Origin of the sequence: Arthrobacter sp. NPDC058127, from assembly GCF_042884555.1 — a bacterium.
Classification (GTDB): Bacteria; Actinomycetota; Actinomycetes; order Actinomycetales; family Micrococcaceae; genus Arthrobacter.
This window is the reverse complement of sequence record NZ_JBHVTT010000001.1, coordinates 246177-263044: the sequence shown is the minus strand read 5'-3', so window position 1 is coordinate 263044 and position 16868 is coordinate 246177. Positions and strand designations below refer to the sequence as shown.

At 64.6% G+C, this 16868-nt stretch carries 16 protein-coding genes; all 16 read left to right on the top strand.

Annotated elements, in window-relative coordinates:
* The first annotated feature begins 1 nt into the window (after nt 1).
* The 16 genes from ruvX (at nt 2) to pyrF (ending at nt 16788) form a co-directional block, all read left to right on the top strand.
* Nucleotides 2–589 carry a Holliday junction resolvase RuvX gene (gene ruvX / locus ACFVTG_RS01275; protein WP_284755688.1) on the top strand — a complete coding sequence of 196 codons (588 nt, stop codon included), beginning with the start codon at nt 2–4 and terminating at the stop codon, nt 587–589.
* Nucleotides 589–2271 (top strand): endolytic transglycosylase MltG, encoded by a 1683-nt coding sequence (gene mltG / locus ACFVTG_RS01270; RefSeq protein ID WP_390277386.1) that lies wholly within the window; start codon nt 589–591, stop codon nt 2269–2271. Before ruvX ends, mltG begins: the two co-directional genes overlap by 1 nt.
* Complete coding sequence (locus tag ACFVTG_RS01265; RefSeq protein WP_390277384.1) at nt 2268–3152, top strand: shikimate dehydrogenase; 885 nt, start codon at nt 2268–2270, stop codon at nt 3150–3152. The genes mltG and ACFVTG_RS01265 overlap by 4 nt, the downstream gene beginning before the upstream one ends.
* Nucleotides 3153–3181: 29 nt before the next feature.
* Nucleotides 3182–4381, top strand: coding sequence for a chorismate synthase (gene aroC / locus ACFVTG_RS01260; RefSeq protein ID WP_284755685.1), 1200 nt, complete (start codon nt 3182–3184; stop codon nt 4379–4381).
* A complete protein-coding gene (locus tag ACFVTG_RS01255) occupies nt 4381–4947 on the top strand; it encodes a shikimate kinase (protein WP_284755683.1) in 567 nt (188 codons plus the stop codon). Before aroC ends, ACFVTG_RS01255 begins: the two co-directional genes overlap by 1 nt.
* Nucleotides 4944–6035, top strand: a complete 1092-nt coding sequence (gene aroB, locus ACFVTG_RS01250; RefSeq protein ID WP_390277382.1) for a 3-dehydroquinate synthase — start codon at nt 4944–4946, stop codon at nt 6033–6035. The genes ACFVTG_RS01255 and aroB overlap by 4 nt, the downstream gene beginning before the upstream one ends.
* The gene (locus ACFVTG_RS01245; protein ID WP_284755680.1) at nt 6032–6553 is read left to right on the top strand and encodes a tetratricopeptide repeat protein; all 522 of its coding nucleotides are present in this window, start codon (nt 6032–6034) and stop codon (nt 6551–6553) included. The genes aroB and ACFVTG_RS01245 overlap by 4 nt, the downstream gene beginning before the upstream one ends.
* 168 nt (nt 6554–6721) lie before the next feature.
* On the top strand, nt 6722–7285 hold the full coding sequence (gene efp / locus ACFVTG_RS01240) for an elongation factor P (RefSeq protein WP_028267136.1): 564 nt from the start codon (nt 6722–6724) through the stop codon (nt 7283–7285).
* Complete coding sequence (gene nusB, locus ACFVTG_RS01235; RefSeq protein ID WP_059389192.1) at nt 7285–7695, top strand: transcription antitermination factor NusB; 411 nt, start codon at nt 7285–7287, stop codon at nt 7693–7695. Before efp ends, nusB begins: the two co-directional genes overlap by 1 nt.
* A gap of 197 nt (nt 7696–7892) precedes the next feature.
* Nucleotides 7893–8474, top strand: a complete 582-nt coding sequence (gene pyrR / locus ACFVTG_RS01230) for a bifunctional pyr operon transcriptional regulator/uracil phosphoribosyltransferase PyrR (protein WP_284755677.1) — start codon at nt 7893–7895, stop codon at nt 8472–8474.
* Entirely contained in the window at nt 8471–9484 is a 1014-nt protein-coding gene (locus tag ACFVTG_RS01225) for an aspartate carbamoyltransferase catalytic subunit (protein ID WP_390277379.1), read from the top strand. The genes pyrR and ACFVTG_RS01225 overlap by 4 nt, the downstream gene beginning before the upstream one ends.
* On the top strand, nt 9484–10830 hold the full coding sequence (locus ACFVTG_RS01220) for a dihydroorotase (RefSeq protein ID WP_390277377.1): 1347 nt from the start codon (nt 9484–9486) through the stop codon (nt 10828–10830). Before ACFVTG_RS01225 ends, ACFVTG_RS01220 begins: the two co-directional genes overlap by 1 nt.
* Nucleotides 10830–11351, top strand: a complete 522-nt coding sequence (locus ACFVTG_RS01215) for a hypothetical protein (protein WP_390277375.1) — start codon at nt 10830–10832, stop codon at nt 11349–11351. The genes ACFVTG_RS01220 and ACFVTG_RS01215 overlap by 1 nt, the downstream gene beginning before the upstream one ends.
* A complete protein-coding gene (gene carA / locus ACFVTG_RS01210; RefSeq protein WP_390277372.1) occupies nt 11332–12609 on the top strand; it encodes a glutamine-hydrolyzing carbamoyl-phosphate synthase small subunit in 1278 nt (425 codons plus the stop codon). The genes ACFVTG_RS01215 and carA overlap by 20 nt, the downstream gene beginning before the upstream one ends.
* A complete protein-coding gene (carB, locus tag ACFVTG_RS01205) occupies nt 12609–15929 on the top strand; it encodes a carbamoyl-phosphate synthase large subunit (RefSeq protein ID WP_390277369.1) in 3321 nt (1106 codons plus the stop codon). Before carA ends, carB begins: the two co-directional genes overlap by 1 nt.
* A complete protein-coding gene (gene pyrF, locus ACFVTG_RS01200) occupies nt 15922–16788 on the top strand; it encodes an orotidine-5'-phosphate decarboxylase (RefSeq protein ID WP_390277367.1) in 867 nt (288 codons plus the stop codon). Before carB ends, pyrF begins: the two co-directional genes overlap by 8 nt.
* The last annotated feature ends 80 nt before the right edge of the window (nt 16789–16868 follow it).

Below are 16868 nucleotides of genomic sequence, written 5' to 3'. Positions count from 1 at the left end.
CTTGGAGGCCATTGCGAGCAACGACGACTACCCCCGGGGCATCAAACTGGGGGTAGACGTCGGCACCGTCCGTGTGGGAGTTGCCGTCTGTGATCCGGACGGGATCCTGGCAACGCCGTTCAAGACGGTGAGCCGGGACGCCAAGAAGAATTCCGACATCGGGGTCATTGTCCGGCAGGTCGCGGAGCTCGGCGTAGTCCAGATTTTCGTCGGCCTGCCGCGCACGATGAAGGGTGAAGAACACTCTTCTGCGGTCATGGCTACGGACTACGCGGAGTTGCTGGCAGCCCACTTGCAGCGCCGTGGACTCGACGTTCCAGTCAACATGGTGGACGAGCGGCTCAGTACCGTGACGGCCCACCGCAATCTCCATGAAGCTGGCATGAGCAGCAAAGATCATCGTAAAGTGGTGGATCAGGTTGCCGCTGCCGGAATTCTGCAGCACGCGATCGACATGCAAAAAGCCAGAGGTGCAGATGTGGGCAGGCGCGTGCAGGCGCCTATGCCACCCCAACACATTGACGGTGCCAGTGCGCCGCTGCCGGCCTCCGGCATTGATCCACACTCTCCAACGAGGGGAAGACAATAGTGAGCCCGGTCAACAACGACCCCTCCAACGACGCAGCAGAAGACCGCACCAGGCCTCTGACGCGTCGTGAAATCCGTGCCAGGGAACGTTTCCTGGAGACGCAGAACCAGGAGGTACTGCCACCGCCTGTGCCTGTCCACTTTGAACCTGTCGCAGTTCCGAAGCCACAGCCTGCATACGTCCCGGACTACGCGCCGGCAGCCCCGGGAGCGACCACCCACGCCGCTGACTTCCACGACGACGGCATCCACGGCGAAACAGTCCAGCCCCAAGAGGACCTGCAGCAGCAGCCTGACACGGCGCAGCCTGACGTCCTCCGGCAGCCCATTGACACGGCGCAGCCCATTGACACGGCGCAGCCCATTGACACAGTGCAGCCAGACGTCGAGCACTACGACGTGGCGCACCCCGACGCCGTCGATCATCACGCCATCGACCACGATGCTATGCACGATGAACCCGTTCACAGCTACGACGTCGCACACGGTGACGAATTCCACGAGCTGCATGCCCATGACGAAGGTTATGAGCACCACGATCCCCAGTTCGACTACGAGGTCCATGATGGGCACGCCGCCCATGACCTCATGGCAGCCTCGACTCCGGCGCCAAAGGTCCCCTCGAAGAAGGTCCGCAGGCGCCGCCGTCTTGTCGCGCTCCTGCTCACCCTCACCGTGTTCGTCGCAGCGGTCGCTGTTGGGGCGCAGTTCCTGAAGCCATTGCTCGGGATGGACAAGGTCAGCGACTACCCTGGCCCGGGTACCGGCTCGGTCACCATCACTGTGGCCCCGGGCTCCGGCCCCAAGCTGGTCGCGACCAACCTCCAGAGCCAGCACGTCATCGCCGACGCCGATTCTTTCGTGGCGGCCTTCACTGCTGCAGGGGGTGAACTCTCACCGGGTGATTTCACTTTCAAAACGGAAATGAAAAACTCCGATGCGGTGAATGTGCTCCTCGGCAAGGATTCTTCCAAGGTCATGTACTTCGCGCTGAGTGCGGGATTGCGCATCGGTGAATCCCTTGATGCGATCGCCAAGGGTTCGGGCATACCTTTGTCCGACTTGAAGGCGCTCAGTGATTCACCTGCCCAGTTTGGTGTCCCTGCCCCGGCAAAGAACCTGGAAGGCTTCCTGGCACCGGGTGAGTACCGTTTCCCCCTTGGAACCTCTGCCAAGGACATCCTCCAGAAGCTCGTCACGGCCACCACCGACGAGCTCAAGGCCCAGGGCGTCACGGATCCCGCCAAGCAATACCAGACCATCACGGTGGCCAGCATCGTGCAGGCTGAAGGCGGCCAGGCCGACTACGGCAATGTAGCAGGCGCCATCTACAACAGGCTCAAGCCGGGCAACACCGAGACGAACGGGCTCATCCAGTCGGATGCAACCGTTACCTACGGCCTGGGTACCAAGACTTTCCACTTGACCGATGCCCAGAAGGCTGACAAGAGCAACCCCTACAACACCTACGCCAACGTAGGCCTTCCTGTCGGCCCCATCGGTTCGCCCGGCAAGACGGCGATCGATGCCGCCGCCAAGCCGACAGCCAACAACTACCTCTACTGGGTGACCATCAACCTCGACACCAAGGAGACCAAGTTCTCCAGCACGTTGGCGGAACACTTGAAGTACGTTGACCAGTACAACGCGTGGTGTGCGGCCAACGCCGGACGGTGCGTGTGAGTAGACGTGCTGCCGTCCTGGGGCACCCCATCAGTCACTCGAAGTCACCAGCACTCCACCGCGCGGCGTACGCGAAGCTCGGGCTCGACATCGAATACTCGGCGATCGACGTAACCGTCGAGCGGCTCCCCGCCTTCATGGCGGGCCTCGAGGCCGGGGACCACTGGTGCGGTTTGTCCGTCACCATGCCCCTCAAGACCGCCATGGTGGACCAAGTCGACGAGGTCCGCGGAGCCGGCGCGTACTTGGGCGTCATCAACACGGTGGCTTTCGAAGCTACTGAGCAAGGCGTGCGGCGCGTCGGCCACAACACGGATGTGGCCGGCATCGTCGAAGCCGTGAGGAACGCAGGAGTCACTGAACGGCCGAACTCCGCGATCCTTGGCGGCGGAGGAACGTCCGCAGCGGCTATTGCGGCGCTCCGGGAACTCGGTTCGAAACACGTTGACGTCTTTGTGCGCGACGCCGGACGGGCCGCCGAGGCGAAAGCCGCGGCAGCCGCCGTCGGGCTTTCCATTCACCTCCGGCCGCTGGCCGAAGCTGCTGAAGCCATGTCGGGAGCCGATCTGGTGATCTCCACGCTTCCGCCGCGGGCGGCAGACGGCATTGCGACGCAGCTTGAGCAGCTTCCCGACGATGACAAGCTTCCCGACGACGACAAGCTTCCCGGCGCCACCGGCGTGCTGCTCGATGTCGCCTACGATCCTTGGCCCAGCCGCATTGCCGAAGCATGGCATTCGCGGGGCGGAGTAGTAGTTCCGGGGCTCGAGATGTTGCTCTATCAAGCCGTGGAGCAAGTCCGGTTGTTTTCCGGAGCTGACGTCACCGCCGATGTCATAGATGTGATGTGTGACTCAGTCGGGCTTCCCCGGCGGGTCTAGTAAGGGCCTTACATGGCAGGATTGGATATATGTTGCGTTGGTTGACTGCCGGTGAATCCCATGGCCCGGCACTGCTCGGAATTATTGAAGGCGTCCCCGCCGGTGTTGAACTCACCAGCGAGGAAATACGTGACGCCTTGGCGCGTCGCCGTCTAGGCTATGGCCGCGGCGCCCGGATGAAGTTCGAGCAGGACGAAGTGAGCATCCTCGGCGGCGTCAGGCACGGCGTGACGCAGGGCGGCCCCGTCGCGATCCAGATCGGCAACACCGAATGGCCCAAATGGGAGCAGATTATGTCTGCCGACCCGGTTGACCCGGCGCTGCTCGCGGACCAGGCCCGCAACGCTCCCTTGACACGTCCGCGGCCCGGCCATGCAGACTTCACGGGCATGCAGAAGTACGGGTTCCCTGAGGCCCGCCCGGTCCTGGAACGCGCCAGCGCCCGGGAAACCGCCACGCGTGTTGCCTTGGGTACCGTCGCTTCGCAATTCCTGAAGCAGCTTGGCATTGAGCTCGTCAGCCACACTGTTTCCATCGCGAGCGTGACCGTGCCCGAAGGCCGCCCCCTCCCGGTGCCGTCCGACGTTCTGGCCCTCGATGCCGATCCTTTGCGTTGCTTCGATCGAGAAACCTCCGACGCCATGGTGGCCGAGGTTGACGCGGCACACAAGGAAGGCGAGACCCTCGGCGGTGTTGTCGAAGTTTTGGCCTACGGTCTTCCGCCGGGACTCGGCAGCTACGTGCACTGGGACCGTCGCCTCGACTCCCGCCTGGCTGCCGCCCTGATGGGCATCCAGGCGATCAAGGGCGTCGAAGTGGGCGATGGCTTCCTGACGGCGGCCCGCCGGGGCTCCGCCGCGCACGATGAAATCGTGAAGGACGAGACCGGCCGGATCGTCCGCAAGACCAACCGTGCCGGTGGCATTGAAGGTGGCATGAGCATCGGCGAGGTCCTGCGTGTCCGCGCCGCCATGAAGCCCATCGCCACCGTCCCGCGCGCGTTGAAGACCATTGACGTGAGCACCGGTGAGGCTGCCAAGGCGCACCACCAGCGCTCCGACGTCTGTGCCGTTCCGGCGGCCGGTGTCGTGGCTGAAGCCATGGTTGCCCTCGTGCTGGCCGAGGCCGTAGCTGAGAAGTTCGGCGGTGATTCGGTCGCCGAGACCGCCCGGAACCTTCGGGGTTACCTGGACAGCATTCCGGCAACCCTGGACTCGGTCGGCCACTAGTGGTCCGCAGTAGCTCGGGCGCCGGTTATGGGCGCGCGATCGCTTTGGTTGGGCCGATGGCCGTCGGTAAGTCGGTCATTGGCCAGCAGCTCGCCCAGCAATTGGGCGTGCCCTTCGTGGACACGGACGCCGTCATCGTTGAGCACCACGGCACGATCGCGGATATTTTCGCCGGTCGCGGAGAACATGCCTTCCGGGAGATCGAGGCCAGGACGGTGGCACGCGCCGTCGAAGCTGCGAACATCCACGGCGCGGTGGTTTCGCTTGGTGGTGGCGCAGTGCTCGATTCCGGCACGCAGCAGCTGCTGGGTGATTGCACCGTGATCTACCTCGAGTGCGACGCTGAGACTGTCGCCGAGCGCATCGCCCGCAACACGGGCCGGCCACTCCTGGCCGGCGACGCCATGGCTCGCTGGGAGACCCTTTTTGCCGCCCGGCGTCCTGTCTATGAACGCCTTGCAGACATCATCGTCGACGTCCGGTCCGGAACCGTGGCGGAAATCGCCCTCCACGTGGAGGAAAGACTGCGTGAATACGCGGCCTTGAAAGAGGAAGTGCAAAAGTGAGCAACGAAGCAACTGTCATCAAGGTCACTGGCCAGTCCGCCAACGAGAACTACGACGTCGTCGTCGGACGCGGCCTCTTGGAGACCCTTCCCGCGAAACTGGGGGAGCGCGTCAAGCGGGTCCTGGTGGTCCACCCGCGTGCCTTGCGCCTTACGGGCGATACGGTCCGCGCCGAACTTGAGGCTGCCGGATTCACCGCCCTCACCGCCGAGATCCCGGACGCCGAAGAAGGCAAGCACATCCAGGTTGCCGCCTTCTGCTGGCAAGTGCTTGGCCAGAACGACTTCACCCGCTCCGACGCCATCGTGGCGGTCGGCGGCGGCGCGGTCACCGACCTCGCCGGATTCGTCGCAGCCACGTGGCTGCGCGGCGTCAAGGTCATCCACATGCCCACGAGCCTCCTTGGCATGGTGGACGCGTCCGTGGGCGGCAAGACCGGCATCAACACGGCGGAAGGCAAGAACCTGGTGGGTTCCTTCCACCCGCCCGCGGCTGTCCTCGCGGACCTGGACACGCTTCAGACGCTGCCCAAGAACGAGTTGATCTCCGGAATGGCAGAGGTCATCAAATGCGGCTTCATTGCTGATCCGGTGATCTTGGAGCTAGTCGAAAACAAGCCGGAAGAGGTCACCGATCCAGGCTCGGCAGTGCTCCGTCAGCTTATCGAACGTGCGATCGCCGTCAAGGCGAAGGTGGTTTCCGAAGACCTCAAGGAATCCGGTTTGCGCGAAATCCTCAACTACGGGCACACACTCGGCCACGCGATCGAACTCGTGGAACGCTACTCGTGGCGGCACGGCGCCGCCGTTTCGGTCGGCATGATGTTCGCCGCAGAGCTCGCCCGCAGCGTCGGCCGGCTTTCCGACGTCGACGCCGACAGGCACCGCACCATCCTCGAGGGACTCGGGTTGCCGGTCACCTACCGCCGGGACCGCTGGCAGGGCCTGCTCGACGGCATGCGCCGTGACAAGAAGTCCCGCGGAGACCTCTTGCGTTTCGTGGTGCTCGACGGCGTCGCGAAGCCCGGGATCCTCGACGTTCCGGACACCTCGTTGCTCTTCGCTGCCTACCAGGAGATCGCATCATGACCACCGAGACCTTCAGCAGCATCAGTGACTGGCCCACGGGCGGGTTTCCCGGTGTGCGCACCAACCCGGACACCCTCCTGCCCGCCATCGTCAACGAGGAAGCCATGCAGTCCGCACTGGCCGAGTCCAGCGATCCCGCCGACCGCATCATGGCGCTCATGCTCGAAGGCCACCCGGGAGAAGCCGCAGAGCTGTTGGCCGAGGCGCGCTACAACGATCCCGAGTCGTTCAAATTGCGGATCTTCGAAGCCGAACTACACCGCGCCACCAACCGCTTTGACCGTGCCGTGGAGCTCTTTCGCCAGCTACTGGGCGAAGTCCACGGAACCGCCAAGGAACCGGTCGTCCACCAGTATCTGGGGAGGGCCCATTTTGTGGCCGGCAACCACGTCGCCGCGGCAGAGTCGTTTACCAAGGCCTTGGATCTGCGCGTCGCCTTGGCGGCTGACGCTTCCCTGATCTACTCCTCTGCTGTGGCCCTGCAACGCGCCCGGAACGTCCTCGAGTTCGCCTCCTGAGACAGGCGCGGGCTGGCACATCGCATTTTGCCGGTAGAATGGACTTTGGATTTTTGATAAATACGCGCTGGCGGCCGTCACGGCATGCCTGCTTGGCATAGTCGGCTGGAAGCTAAACCAGTAGCTAAAGCGGTAGCTAGCACCAGTGAAAGAAACCAGAGGATACTAGTGGCAACCACAAATGACATCAAGAACGGAACCGTGCTGAAGCTCGAGGGCCAGCTCTGGAACATCATTGAGTTCCAGCACGTCAAGCCGGGCAAGGGCGGCGCGTTCGTGCGTACGAAGATGCGCAACGTCATGTCCGGCAAGGTGGTCGACAAGACCTTCAACGCCGGCCTCAAGATCGAAACTGCCACGGTTGACCGCCGCGACTACCAGTACCTGTACCAGGACGGCGCGGACTTCGTGTTCATGGACACCCAGGACTTCGACCAGATCACGGTTTCCGGCGCCACGGTAGGCGACGCCACCAACTTCATGCTGGAAAACCAGATGGTCAACATCGCCATCCACGAGGGCACTCCGCTCTACATCGAACTGCCGCCGAGCGTTGTCCTCGAAATCACCTACACCGAGCCGGGCCTGCAGGGCGACCGCTCCTCGGCTGGAACCAAGCCGGCTACCCTCGAGACCGGCTACGAGATCCAGGTGCCCCTGTTCGTTGAGAACAACACCAAGGTCAAGGTAGACACCCGCGACGGCAGCTACCTGGGCCGGGTCAACGACTAGTGAGCGCCCGTGGTAAGGCCCGTAACAGGGCCCTCGAAGTACTCTTCGAGGCGGAGCAGCGTTCCGCCTCCGCTTTCGAGGTCTTGAAGGCCCGCCGGGAAATGACCGACCTCGTGGTCAACCCATACACGGTGGACATCGTGGAGGGCGTGGTTGCCATGCAGCCCACAATCGACGAGTTCCTGCAGACCTACGCCCAGGGTTGGACCCTGGAGCGGATGCCGGCGGTCGATCGCATTATCCTGCGGATCGGCGCTTGGGAACTCCTCTACAACGACGACGTGCCGGACGGCGTGGCAGTCAGCGAAGCGGTAGCCCTGGCCAAGGTCATGTCCACCGACGAATCTCCTGCGTTCATCAATGGCCTCCTTGGCCGCTTGCAGACGCTGAAGCCTTCCCTGCTCGCTTAGGCGGCATCGTAAGCATACGAAGGGCCGGTGCCACAGGAAACTGTGGGCACCGGCCCTTCGCTTTAGCCGGGTGTGAGCAATAACGCACGGACCGGCCCTTGCCGGAAGCGGACAGGCCTCGCCCCTGTGGTAATTTTGAAGACCAAATGTTCCTTTTTTAATTCCGTCCCGTGAGGCGGGGAAAGGGGAGACGAGCGATGACTGAAGTCACTGCGCCGGTGCCGTCCCGGGTTGTTCTCAACCACGCGGATATCGACCGTGCGCTCACTCGTATCGCCCACGAGATCCTCGAAGCCAACAAGGGTTCCCAGGATCTGGTTCTTTTGGGCATCCCGCGCCGCGGTTATCCGCTGGCCGTGCGGCTGGCAGGGAAAATCGCCGCCGCGGATCCATCCGTCAACGCCTCCGCAATTGTTGGTCAGCTGGACGTCACCATGTTCCGTGACGATCTTTCCCACCAGCCCGCCAGGCCTCCGTACCCCACCAAGCTGCCCTTGTCCGGCATCGACAACAAGGTTGTTGTCCTTATCGATGACGTCCTGTACTCCGGCCGCACCATCCGGGCAGCCCTGGACGCCATCATCGACCTCGGCAGGCCACGCATTGTCCGCCTGGCCGTCCTTGTGGACCGCGGGCACCGCGAACTGCCGATCCGCGCGGACCACGTCGGCAAGAACCTGCCCACGTCTTCTTCGGAAAAGGTCCGGGTCCACCTTGAAGAACTCGATTCGGTGGACGGTCAGCCCATCAATGAAGTAGTGATCGAGGCAGGCGCATGAAACACCTGCTCTCCACCGAGAACCTCAGCGCAACGAACGCCATCCGGATCCTGGACACCGCCGAAGAGATGGCTGCCGTGGGGGACCGGGAGGTCAAGAAACTCCCGGCCTTGCGGGGCCGCACCGTGGTCAACCTTTTCTTCGAGGACTCCACCCGCACCCGCATTTCCTTCGAGGCAGCGGCCAAGCGGCTTTCCGCCGACGTCATCAACTTCGCGGCCAAGGGTTCCTCGGTTTCGAAAGGCGAATCCCTCAAGGACACCGCGCAGACCCTCGCAGCCATGGGGGCCGATGCGGTAGTCATCCGCCACTGGGCTTCCGGGGCTCCGCACCGCTTGGCTGCCACCGACTGGATCGACGCAGCCGTCATCAATGCCGGTGACGGCACCCACGAACACCCCACGCAGGCTCTCCTGGACGCGTTCACGATGCGCCGGCACTGGTCCAGGTTGCACGGTTCGGCATCCACCGGCGCGGACCTCACGGGCATGCGCGTCGCCATCGCCGGCGACGTCCTGCACTCCCGTGTCGCACGCTCGAACGTGTGGCTCCTGCGCACCCTTGGTGCGGAAGTAACCCTGGTGGCGCCGCCCACTTTGCTGCCGATCGGCGTCGAACACTGGCCTTGCAAGGTCAGTTACAACCTCGACGAGACCCTCGAGGCCGGGGTGGACGTCGTGATGATGCTGCGCGTCCAAGGTGAGCGCATGAACGCTTCCTTCTTCCCCTCCACCCGCGAGTATTCGCGACGCTGGGGCTTCGACGACGCCCGCTTGCGCGCCCTCGACGAACTCGGGCTCAAGGACACCATCATCATGCACCCCGGCCCCATGAACCGCGGACTGGAGATTTCTTCCGCTGCCGCCGATTCGCCGCGCTCCACGGTCCTGGCTCAGGTCCGGAACGGTGTTTCGGTCCGGATGGCCGCCCTGTACTTGCTGCTTTCGGGGGATTCCCGTGAAGCCGCCCCCATGCCGGGCACCGCCCGTTCCGATAAGGAGAGCAACTGATGACCGAGACCGCAACAGGCACTTACTTGATCCGCGGTGCGGCCATCCTGGGTGGCGACGCCGAGGACCTGCTGATCCGCGACGGCGTCATCGCTGAGCGCGGCACCGGCCTTTCCGCCGAAGGTGCCACCGTGATCGAGGCCGCGGGCCTCGTGGCGCTTCCCGGCATGGTCGACATCCACACCCATTTGCGTGAACCTGGCCGCGAAGACGCGGAGACTGTTGAAACGGGTACCCGCGCGGCAGCCCTTGGCGGCTACACCGCGGTCCACGCCATGGCCAACAGCAACCCAGTGGCGGACACCGCCGGCGTCGTCGAGCAGGTCCACAGCCTGGGCCGTGCCTCCGGTTGGGTAGATGTGCGCCCGGTAGGTGCCGTCACGGTCGGGCTCGCCGGTGAGCAGCTCGCCGAACTCGGGGCCATGGCAGACTCCCGTGCCCAGGTCCGGGTCTTCTCCGACGACGGCATCTGCGTCCACGATCCCGTGCTGATGCGCCGCGCCCTGGAGTACGTCAAGGCGTTCGACGGCGTCGTCGCCCAGCACGCGCAGGAACCCCGCCTCACTGCGGGTGCCCAGATGAACGAGGGCACCGTCTCCGCGGTTCTCGGCCTGGCCGGGTGGCCCGCAGTCGCCGAGGAAAGCATCATCGCCCGGGACGTCCTCCTTGCCCAGCACGTCGGCTCGCGCCTGCACGTCTGCCACGTATCCACCGCCGGCTCGGTGGAGATCGTCCGTTGGGCCAAGGAACGTGGGATCAACGTCACCGCGGAGGTCACGCCCCACCACTTGTTGCTTACCGACGAACTCGTCCGCAGCTACGACCCCGTCTACAAAGTCAACCCGCCCCTGCGCACCGACGCGGATGTCCAGGCGCTCCGTGCCGGGCTCGCGGACGGCACGATCGACGTCGTCGGCACGGACCACGCCCCGCATCCAAGCGAGCACAAAGAGTGCGAGTGGGCCCAGGCGGCCATGGGCATGACGGGACTGGAGACTGCCTTGTCGGTAGTCCAGGAAACCATGATCGAAACCGGGCTCATGACGTGGGCAGACTTCGCCCGCGTCACATCCACCGTTCCCGCGGCCATTGGCCGTGTGGCGGATCAGGGACGTCCGCTCGAGGCCGGCGAGCCCGCGAACGTCATCCTGGTGGACCCGGCTGCCCGGTGGACGGTGGATCCGCATAAGATGGCGACCATGGGCCGGAACTCACCCTTCGCGGGCAAAGAGCTGCCGGGTGCCGTCGTCGCCACCTTCTTCAAGGGCCACCCGACGGTGCTGGACGGAAAGCTCAACACGCCGTACCGCTACGCAGCGGAGCCGGCCGGCGCCGGCAGCAACTGATGGACACCAAGATTGCTTCCCTGCTCCTCGTTGTGGTTCTCGCCGCGGTCGCGGCCGGACTCATTGCGATAGGTTGGCGCGGCAGGCTCAAGCGGCAGGCCGGCCTCGGGCAGCTTCCGGACGTACCTGAAACGCTCAGCCCGGCAGGCATTGTGGCTGAAGGGCAGTATGTGGCCACGACTACGGCGGGAGACTGGCTTGACCGGGTAGCCGTCCACGGGCTTGGCTTCCGCGGGAACGCGGAAATGAGCGTCCATCCGGAAGGCGTCCTCTTCGACCGGAAGGGGACCGCACCATTGTTCGTTCCGGCGGAAGCCGTGACCGATTACGGCAGCGCCAACGGCATGGCCGGCAAGTTCGTGGAGAAGGATGGACTCGTGACCTTGAGCTGGATGCTCGGTGAGCACGAACTCGATACCGGATTCAGGCCCAGGCGCGCCGCCGACAAGCAACCGCTCCTCGAAGCACTTCAAGAATTGATCTCTGCAGCCCCCCAGGCAGATGCCGATAGTGGAAAGTAACAAAGTGACGGATAGCAATGCAGTAGCAGGCAATACCAACCCAGCAGAGTCCTCAGCGGCAGTGCTGGTCCTCGAAGACGGCCGCACGTTCCGCGGCCGCAGCTACGGCGCCACGGGTGTGGCCCTGGGCGAGGCGGTCTTCGCCACCGGCATGACCGGCTACCAGGAAACCATTACGGACCCCTCCTACGCCCGCCAACTGGTGGTCCAGACGGCTCCGCACATCGGTAACACCGGAGTGAACAAGGAAGACGCCGAGTCCCGCCGCATCTGGGTGGCCGGCTACGTGGTCCGCGACGCCGCGCGCCGCCCCTCGAACTGGCGCTCGGAACGCAGCCTCGACGCAGAGCTCGTTGAACAGGGCATCGTCGGCATCCAGGCCGTGGACACCCGTGCCATCACCCGGCACCTGCGCGAGCACAAGACCATGCGAGCAGGAATCTTCTCCGGCGAGGCGGCCAAGGCAAGCGACAAGGAGCTCCTGGACACCGTCCTGGCCAGCGCACCCATGGAAGGCGCCCGTTTGGCCGAAGAAGTGAGCATCGACGAAGCATATGTCGTCGAGCCCGCGGACCATGGCTGGGACGGCGAGCCGAAGTTCAGCATCGCCGCGATCGACCTTGGCATCAAGGCCATGACCCCGGTCCGCTTCGCCGAACGCGGCGTACGCGTCCACGTCCTGCCGGCCACCGCAACGCTTGAAGACGTCAAGGCAGTCAACCCTGACGGCTTCTTCATGTCCAACGGCCCCGGCGACCCCGCCACCGCGGATGCCCAGGTGAAGCTGCTCCGCTCCGTGCTCGATGAGAAGATGCCGTACTTCGGAATCTGCTTCGGCAACCAGATCCTGGGCCGGGCCCTCGGATTCGGTACCTACAAGCTCAAGTACGGCCACCGCGGGATCAACCAGCCGGTGATGGACCGCCGAACCGGCAAAGTCGAGATCACCTCGCAGAACCACGGTTTCGCCGTCGACGCTCCCATGGATGGCGCCACGATGGCTCCTGAAGAGCGCTTTGGCCGTGTGGAGGTCAGCCACGTGAGCCTCAACGACGACGTCGTCGAAGGACTCGCCTGCCTCGACATCCCGGCCTTCTCGGTCCAATACCACCCCGAAGCCGCAGCCGGGCCTCACGACGCCGCCTACCTCTTCGACCGCTTCATCGACCTGATGGAGAGCACGAAGAACGGCCAGGACGCCGCGCAGGCCGCCGACACTCAGACATCGAACTCCGCGAAGAACGAGGACAACAAGTAATGCCAAAGCGTACAGATCTCAAGAGCGTCCTCGTTATTGGTTCCGGCCCGATCGTCATCGGCCAGGCAGCCGAATTCGACTACTCGGGAACCCAGGCCCTGCGGGTGCTCAAAGAGGAGGGCCTGCGCGTCATCCTCGTGAACTCCAACCCGGCCACCATCATGACCGACCCCGAGTTCGCCGATGCCACCTACGTCGAGCCCATCACGCCCGAGGTGGTCGAAAAGATCATCGCCAAGGAGCGCCCGGACGCCGTCCTGCCCACCCTGGGTGGACAAACGGCCCTCAACACGGCCATCGCCCTGGACAAGAACGGTGTGCTCGAGAAGTACAACGTCGAACTCATCGGTGCCAACATCGCCGCGATCGAACTTGGCGAGGACCGCGAAAAGTTCAAGGGCGTCGTGGAACGCTGCGGCGCCGAGTCGGCCCGCAGCCACATCATCCACACGATGGATGAAGCGCTGACCGCGGCGGAAGACCTCGGCTACCCGATGGTTGTCCGTCCGTCCTTCACCATGGGCGGCCTGGGCTCCGGCCTGGCGTACAACGAGGACGACCTGCGCCGCATCGTGGGCCAGGGCCTGCAGTACAGCCCCACCTCCGAGGTCCTGCTTGAAGAGAGCATCCTCGGCTGGAAAGAGTACGAGCTCGAGATGATGCGCGACAAGAACGACAATGTCGTTGTTGTGTGCTCCATCGAGAACTTCGATCCGGTGGGTGTCCACACAGGCGATTCCATCACCGTAGCCCCGGCCCTGACCCTGACCGACCGCGAATACCAGCGGCTGCGGGATATCTCCATCGCCGTCATCCGCGAAGTCGGCGTCGACACCGGTGGCTGCAACATCCAGTTCGCCATCGAGCCGGACACGGGACGCGTCGTCGTCATCGAAATGAACCCGCGTGTTTCGCGTTCTTCGGCGCTGGCTTCCAAGGCCACCGGTTTCGCGATCGCCAAGATCGCCACCAAGCTCTCCCTGGGCTACACCCTGGACGAGATCCCCAACGACATCACGCAGAAGACGCCGGCATCGTTCGAGCCGACGCTCGACTACGTCGTCGTCAAGGTTCCCCGCTTCGCGTTCGAGAAGTTCCCGGCGGCCGACAACACGCTGACCACCACCATGAAGTCCGTCGGCGAAGCCATGGCGATGGGCCGCAACTTCACGGAGGCCCTGCAGAAGGCCCTTCGCTCCCTTGAGCAGAAGGGCTCGCAGCTGGACTTCAGCCACGTTCCCGAATGGGAAGTTCCGGAACTCATCGAGAAGTCCAAGCGCCCGACGACGGACCGCCTCCACCAGGTCCAGCGCGCCCTGCTCGGCGGCGCTTCGGTCGAGGAGCTCTACGCCGCCACCAAGATCGATCCGTGGTTCCTGGACCAGCTGCAGCTGCTCAACGAGATGTCCCACGAGATCCGCAAAGCCGGTGCCCTGACGGAAGACATGCTCCGCAACGCCAAGCGCCACGGTTTCTCGGATGAGCAGATCGGCGCCTTGACGCACAACCCGGAGGCCGTTGTCCGCGGCGTCCGGCAGGCCCTGGGCATCCGTCCGGTCTACAAGACGGTGGACACCTGTGCCGCCGAATTCGCCGCGTACACCCCGTACCACTATTCGGCATATGACGAGGAGGATGAGGTCGGCCTGCACTCCAAGCCGTCCGTCATCATCCTGGGTTCGGGCCCCAACCGCATCGGCCAGGGCATCGAGTTCGACTACTCGTGCGTCCACGCTTCCATGGCGTTGCGCAAGGCCGGCTACGAGACCGTCATGGTCAACTGCAACCCGGAAACTGTCTCCACGGACTACGACGTCTCCACGCGCCTCTACTTCGAACCGCTGACACTCGAGGACGTCCTCGAGGTCATCGCGGCAGAGGAGCGCACGGGCGGCGTCATGGGCGTGTTCGTACAGCTCGGCGGCCAGACCCCGCTCAAGCTCGCACAGCAACTGGCGGACGCCGGAGTCCCGATCCTGGGTACGTCCCCGGAAGCTATCGACCTTGCCGAGCACCGCGGCATGTTCTCCCGCGTGCTTGACCAGGCCGGACTGATCTCCCCGAAGAACGGCACCGCCGTGTCCTTCGAGGACGCCAAGAAGATCGCTGACGAAATCGGCTACCCGGTCCTCGTCCGTCCGTCCTACGTACTGGGCGGCCGCGGCATGGAAATCGTCTACGACGAGGCCAACCTCTCGCGCTACATCGCCAACGCCACGGAAATCACCCCGGACCACCCGGTACTGATCGACCGGTTCCTCGAGGACGCCGTCGAAATCGACGTCGACGCGCTCTTCGACGGCACGGACATGTACCTCGGCGGCATCATGGAACACATCGAGGAAGCCGGCATTCACTCCGGTGACTCCGCTTGCGTCCTGCCTCCGATCACCCTCGGCAGCAACGTGATCGAACGCGTCCGCACCGCCACCCGGGCCATCGCCGAAGGCGTCGGCGTCCGTGGCCTCATCAACATCCAGTTCGCGCTGGCGTCCGACGTGCTCTACGTGCTCGAGGCCAACCCGCGCGCTTCCCGCACCGTTCCGTTCGTCTCCAAGGCAACGGGCGTGCAAATGGCCAAGGCCGCGGCCCTGATCGGTACCGGCGTCACCATCAACCAGTTGCGCAGCGCCTACAAGATGCTGCCGGAGACGGGCGACGGTTCAACCCTGCCGCTCGACGCGCCGGTTGCCGTAAAGGAAGCCGTGCTGCCGTTCAGCCGGTTCCGGACCCCGGAAGGCAAGGTAGTGGACTCACTGCTCGGCCCGGAAATGCGCTCCACGGGTGAGGTTATGGGCATCGATAAGCACTTCGACACCGCTTTCGCCAAGAGCCAGGCCGCGGCCAACAACGCGCTGCCCACCGAAGGCAAGATCTTCGTCTCTGTCGCCAACCGCGACAAGCGCTCGGTGATCATGGGCGTCAAGCGCTTGTCCGATCTCGGGTTCGAGATCGTCTCCACGGGCGGCACCGCGGATGTCCTGCGCCGTAACGGCATCCAGGCCACCCCGGTCCGCAAGGTCGCGGAAGGCAGCAGCGCCGAAGGCGAAGGAACCATCGCCGACCTCATCATCGCCGGCGAGATCGACATGGTCTTCAACACGCCTTCCGGCGGCGAAGCCCGCAGCGACGGCTACGAACTCCGCGCTGCCGCGACGTCCATCGGCATCCCCTGCATCACCACTGTTGCGGAGTTCAACGCCGCCGTGCAGGCCATCGAGGCGCTGCGCACCTACGAATGGTCGGTGACGAGCCTGCAGGAGCACGCTGCCGCGCTGTCAGCTTCGCAGGCCGCGGCAGCCGAGGCCGTCAATGCCTGAGTCTGCCGCAGCCGGGCAGCAGGGACGGGAGCCGTTCGGTTCCCGCCTGGCTGCCGCGATGGCCGCCCGGGGCCCCTTGTGCGTCGGCATTGACCCGCACCCGGGGTTGCTGGCGGACTGGGGATTGAACGACGACGTCGCAGGCCTGGAGCGCTTTTCGCTCACCGTCGTGGAGGCCGTGGCGACGCTCGCTGCCGCGGTCAAGCCGCAGGTGGCGCTCTATGAGCGCCACGGCTCTGCAGGAATGGCGGTATTGGAGCGGACCCTTGGGGCCGCATCCGATGCCGGAGTACTGAGTATCGCCGATGCCAAGCGGGGAGACATTGGCTCCACGATGGCTGCCTATGCCGACGCCTGGCTACGGGATGGTTCCGCCTTGGTCGCAGACTCGGTGACGCTGAGCCCGTACCTCGGCTTCGAGTCGCTGCGTCCGGCGCTCGACCTCGCGGCGGAGTCCGGCCGTGGTGTTTTCGTGCTCGCCCTGACGTCCAACCCCGAGGGCAAGTCCGTGCAGCACGTTGGCGGTTCGGAATCGGTGGCTCGGCGGATCGCCGAGTCAGCGGCCGATGAGAACCGCCGCTACTCCGGCGCCATGGGGTCCGTCGGTCTCGTGGTGGGTGCCACGATCGGCACCGCCTTGGTGGACCTTGGCTTGGACCTCGACGCTGTTCGTGGGCCCATCCTGGCACCCGGGCTGGGCGCGCAAGGAGCTACGCCGGCGGATCTGCGTGCCACTTTCGGCGCGGCACACCCGGCGGTCCTGGCAACCTCGAGCCGCGGAATCCTCGCGGCTGGTCCAACGATTGCCGGGCTCCGCTCTGCCACTGAGGCAACCCGCGACGGCTTGCTGGAAGGCTGAGCCTGATGTTGGTGGCTCCAATGCATTGCGCTGCGTGCTGACCACACGATAGCTTCGGGATCAGTCCAATCCGCTACGCA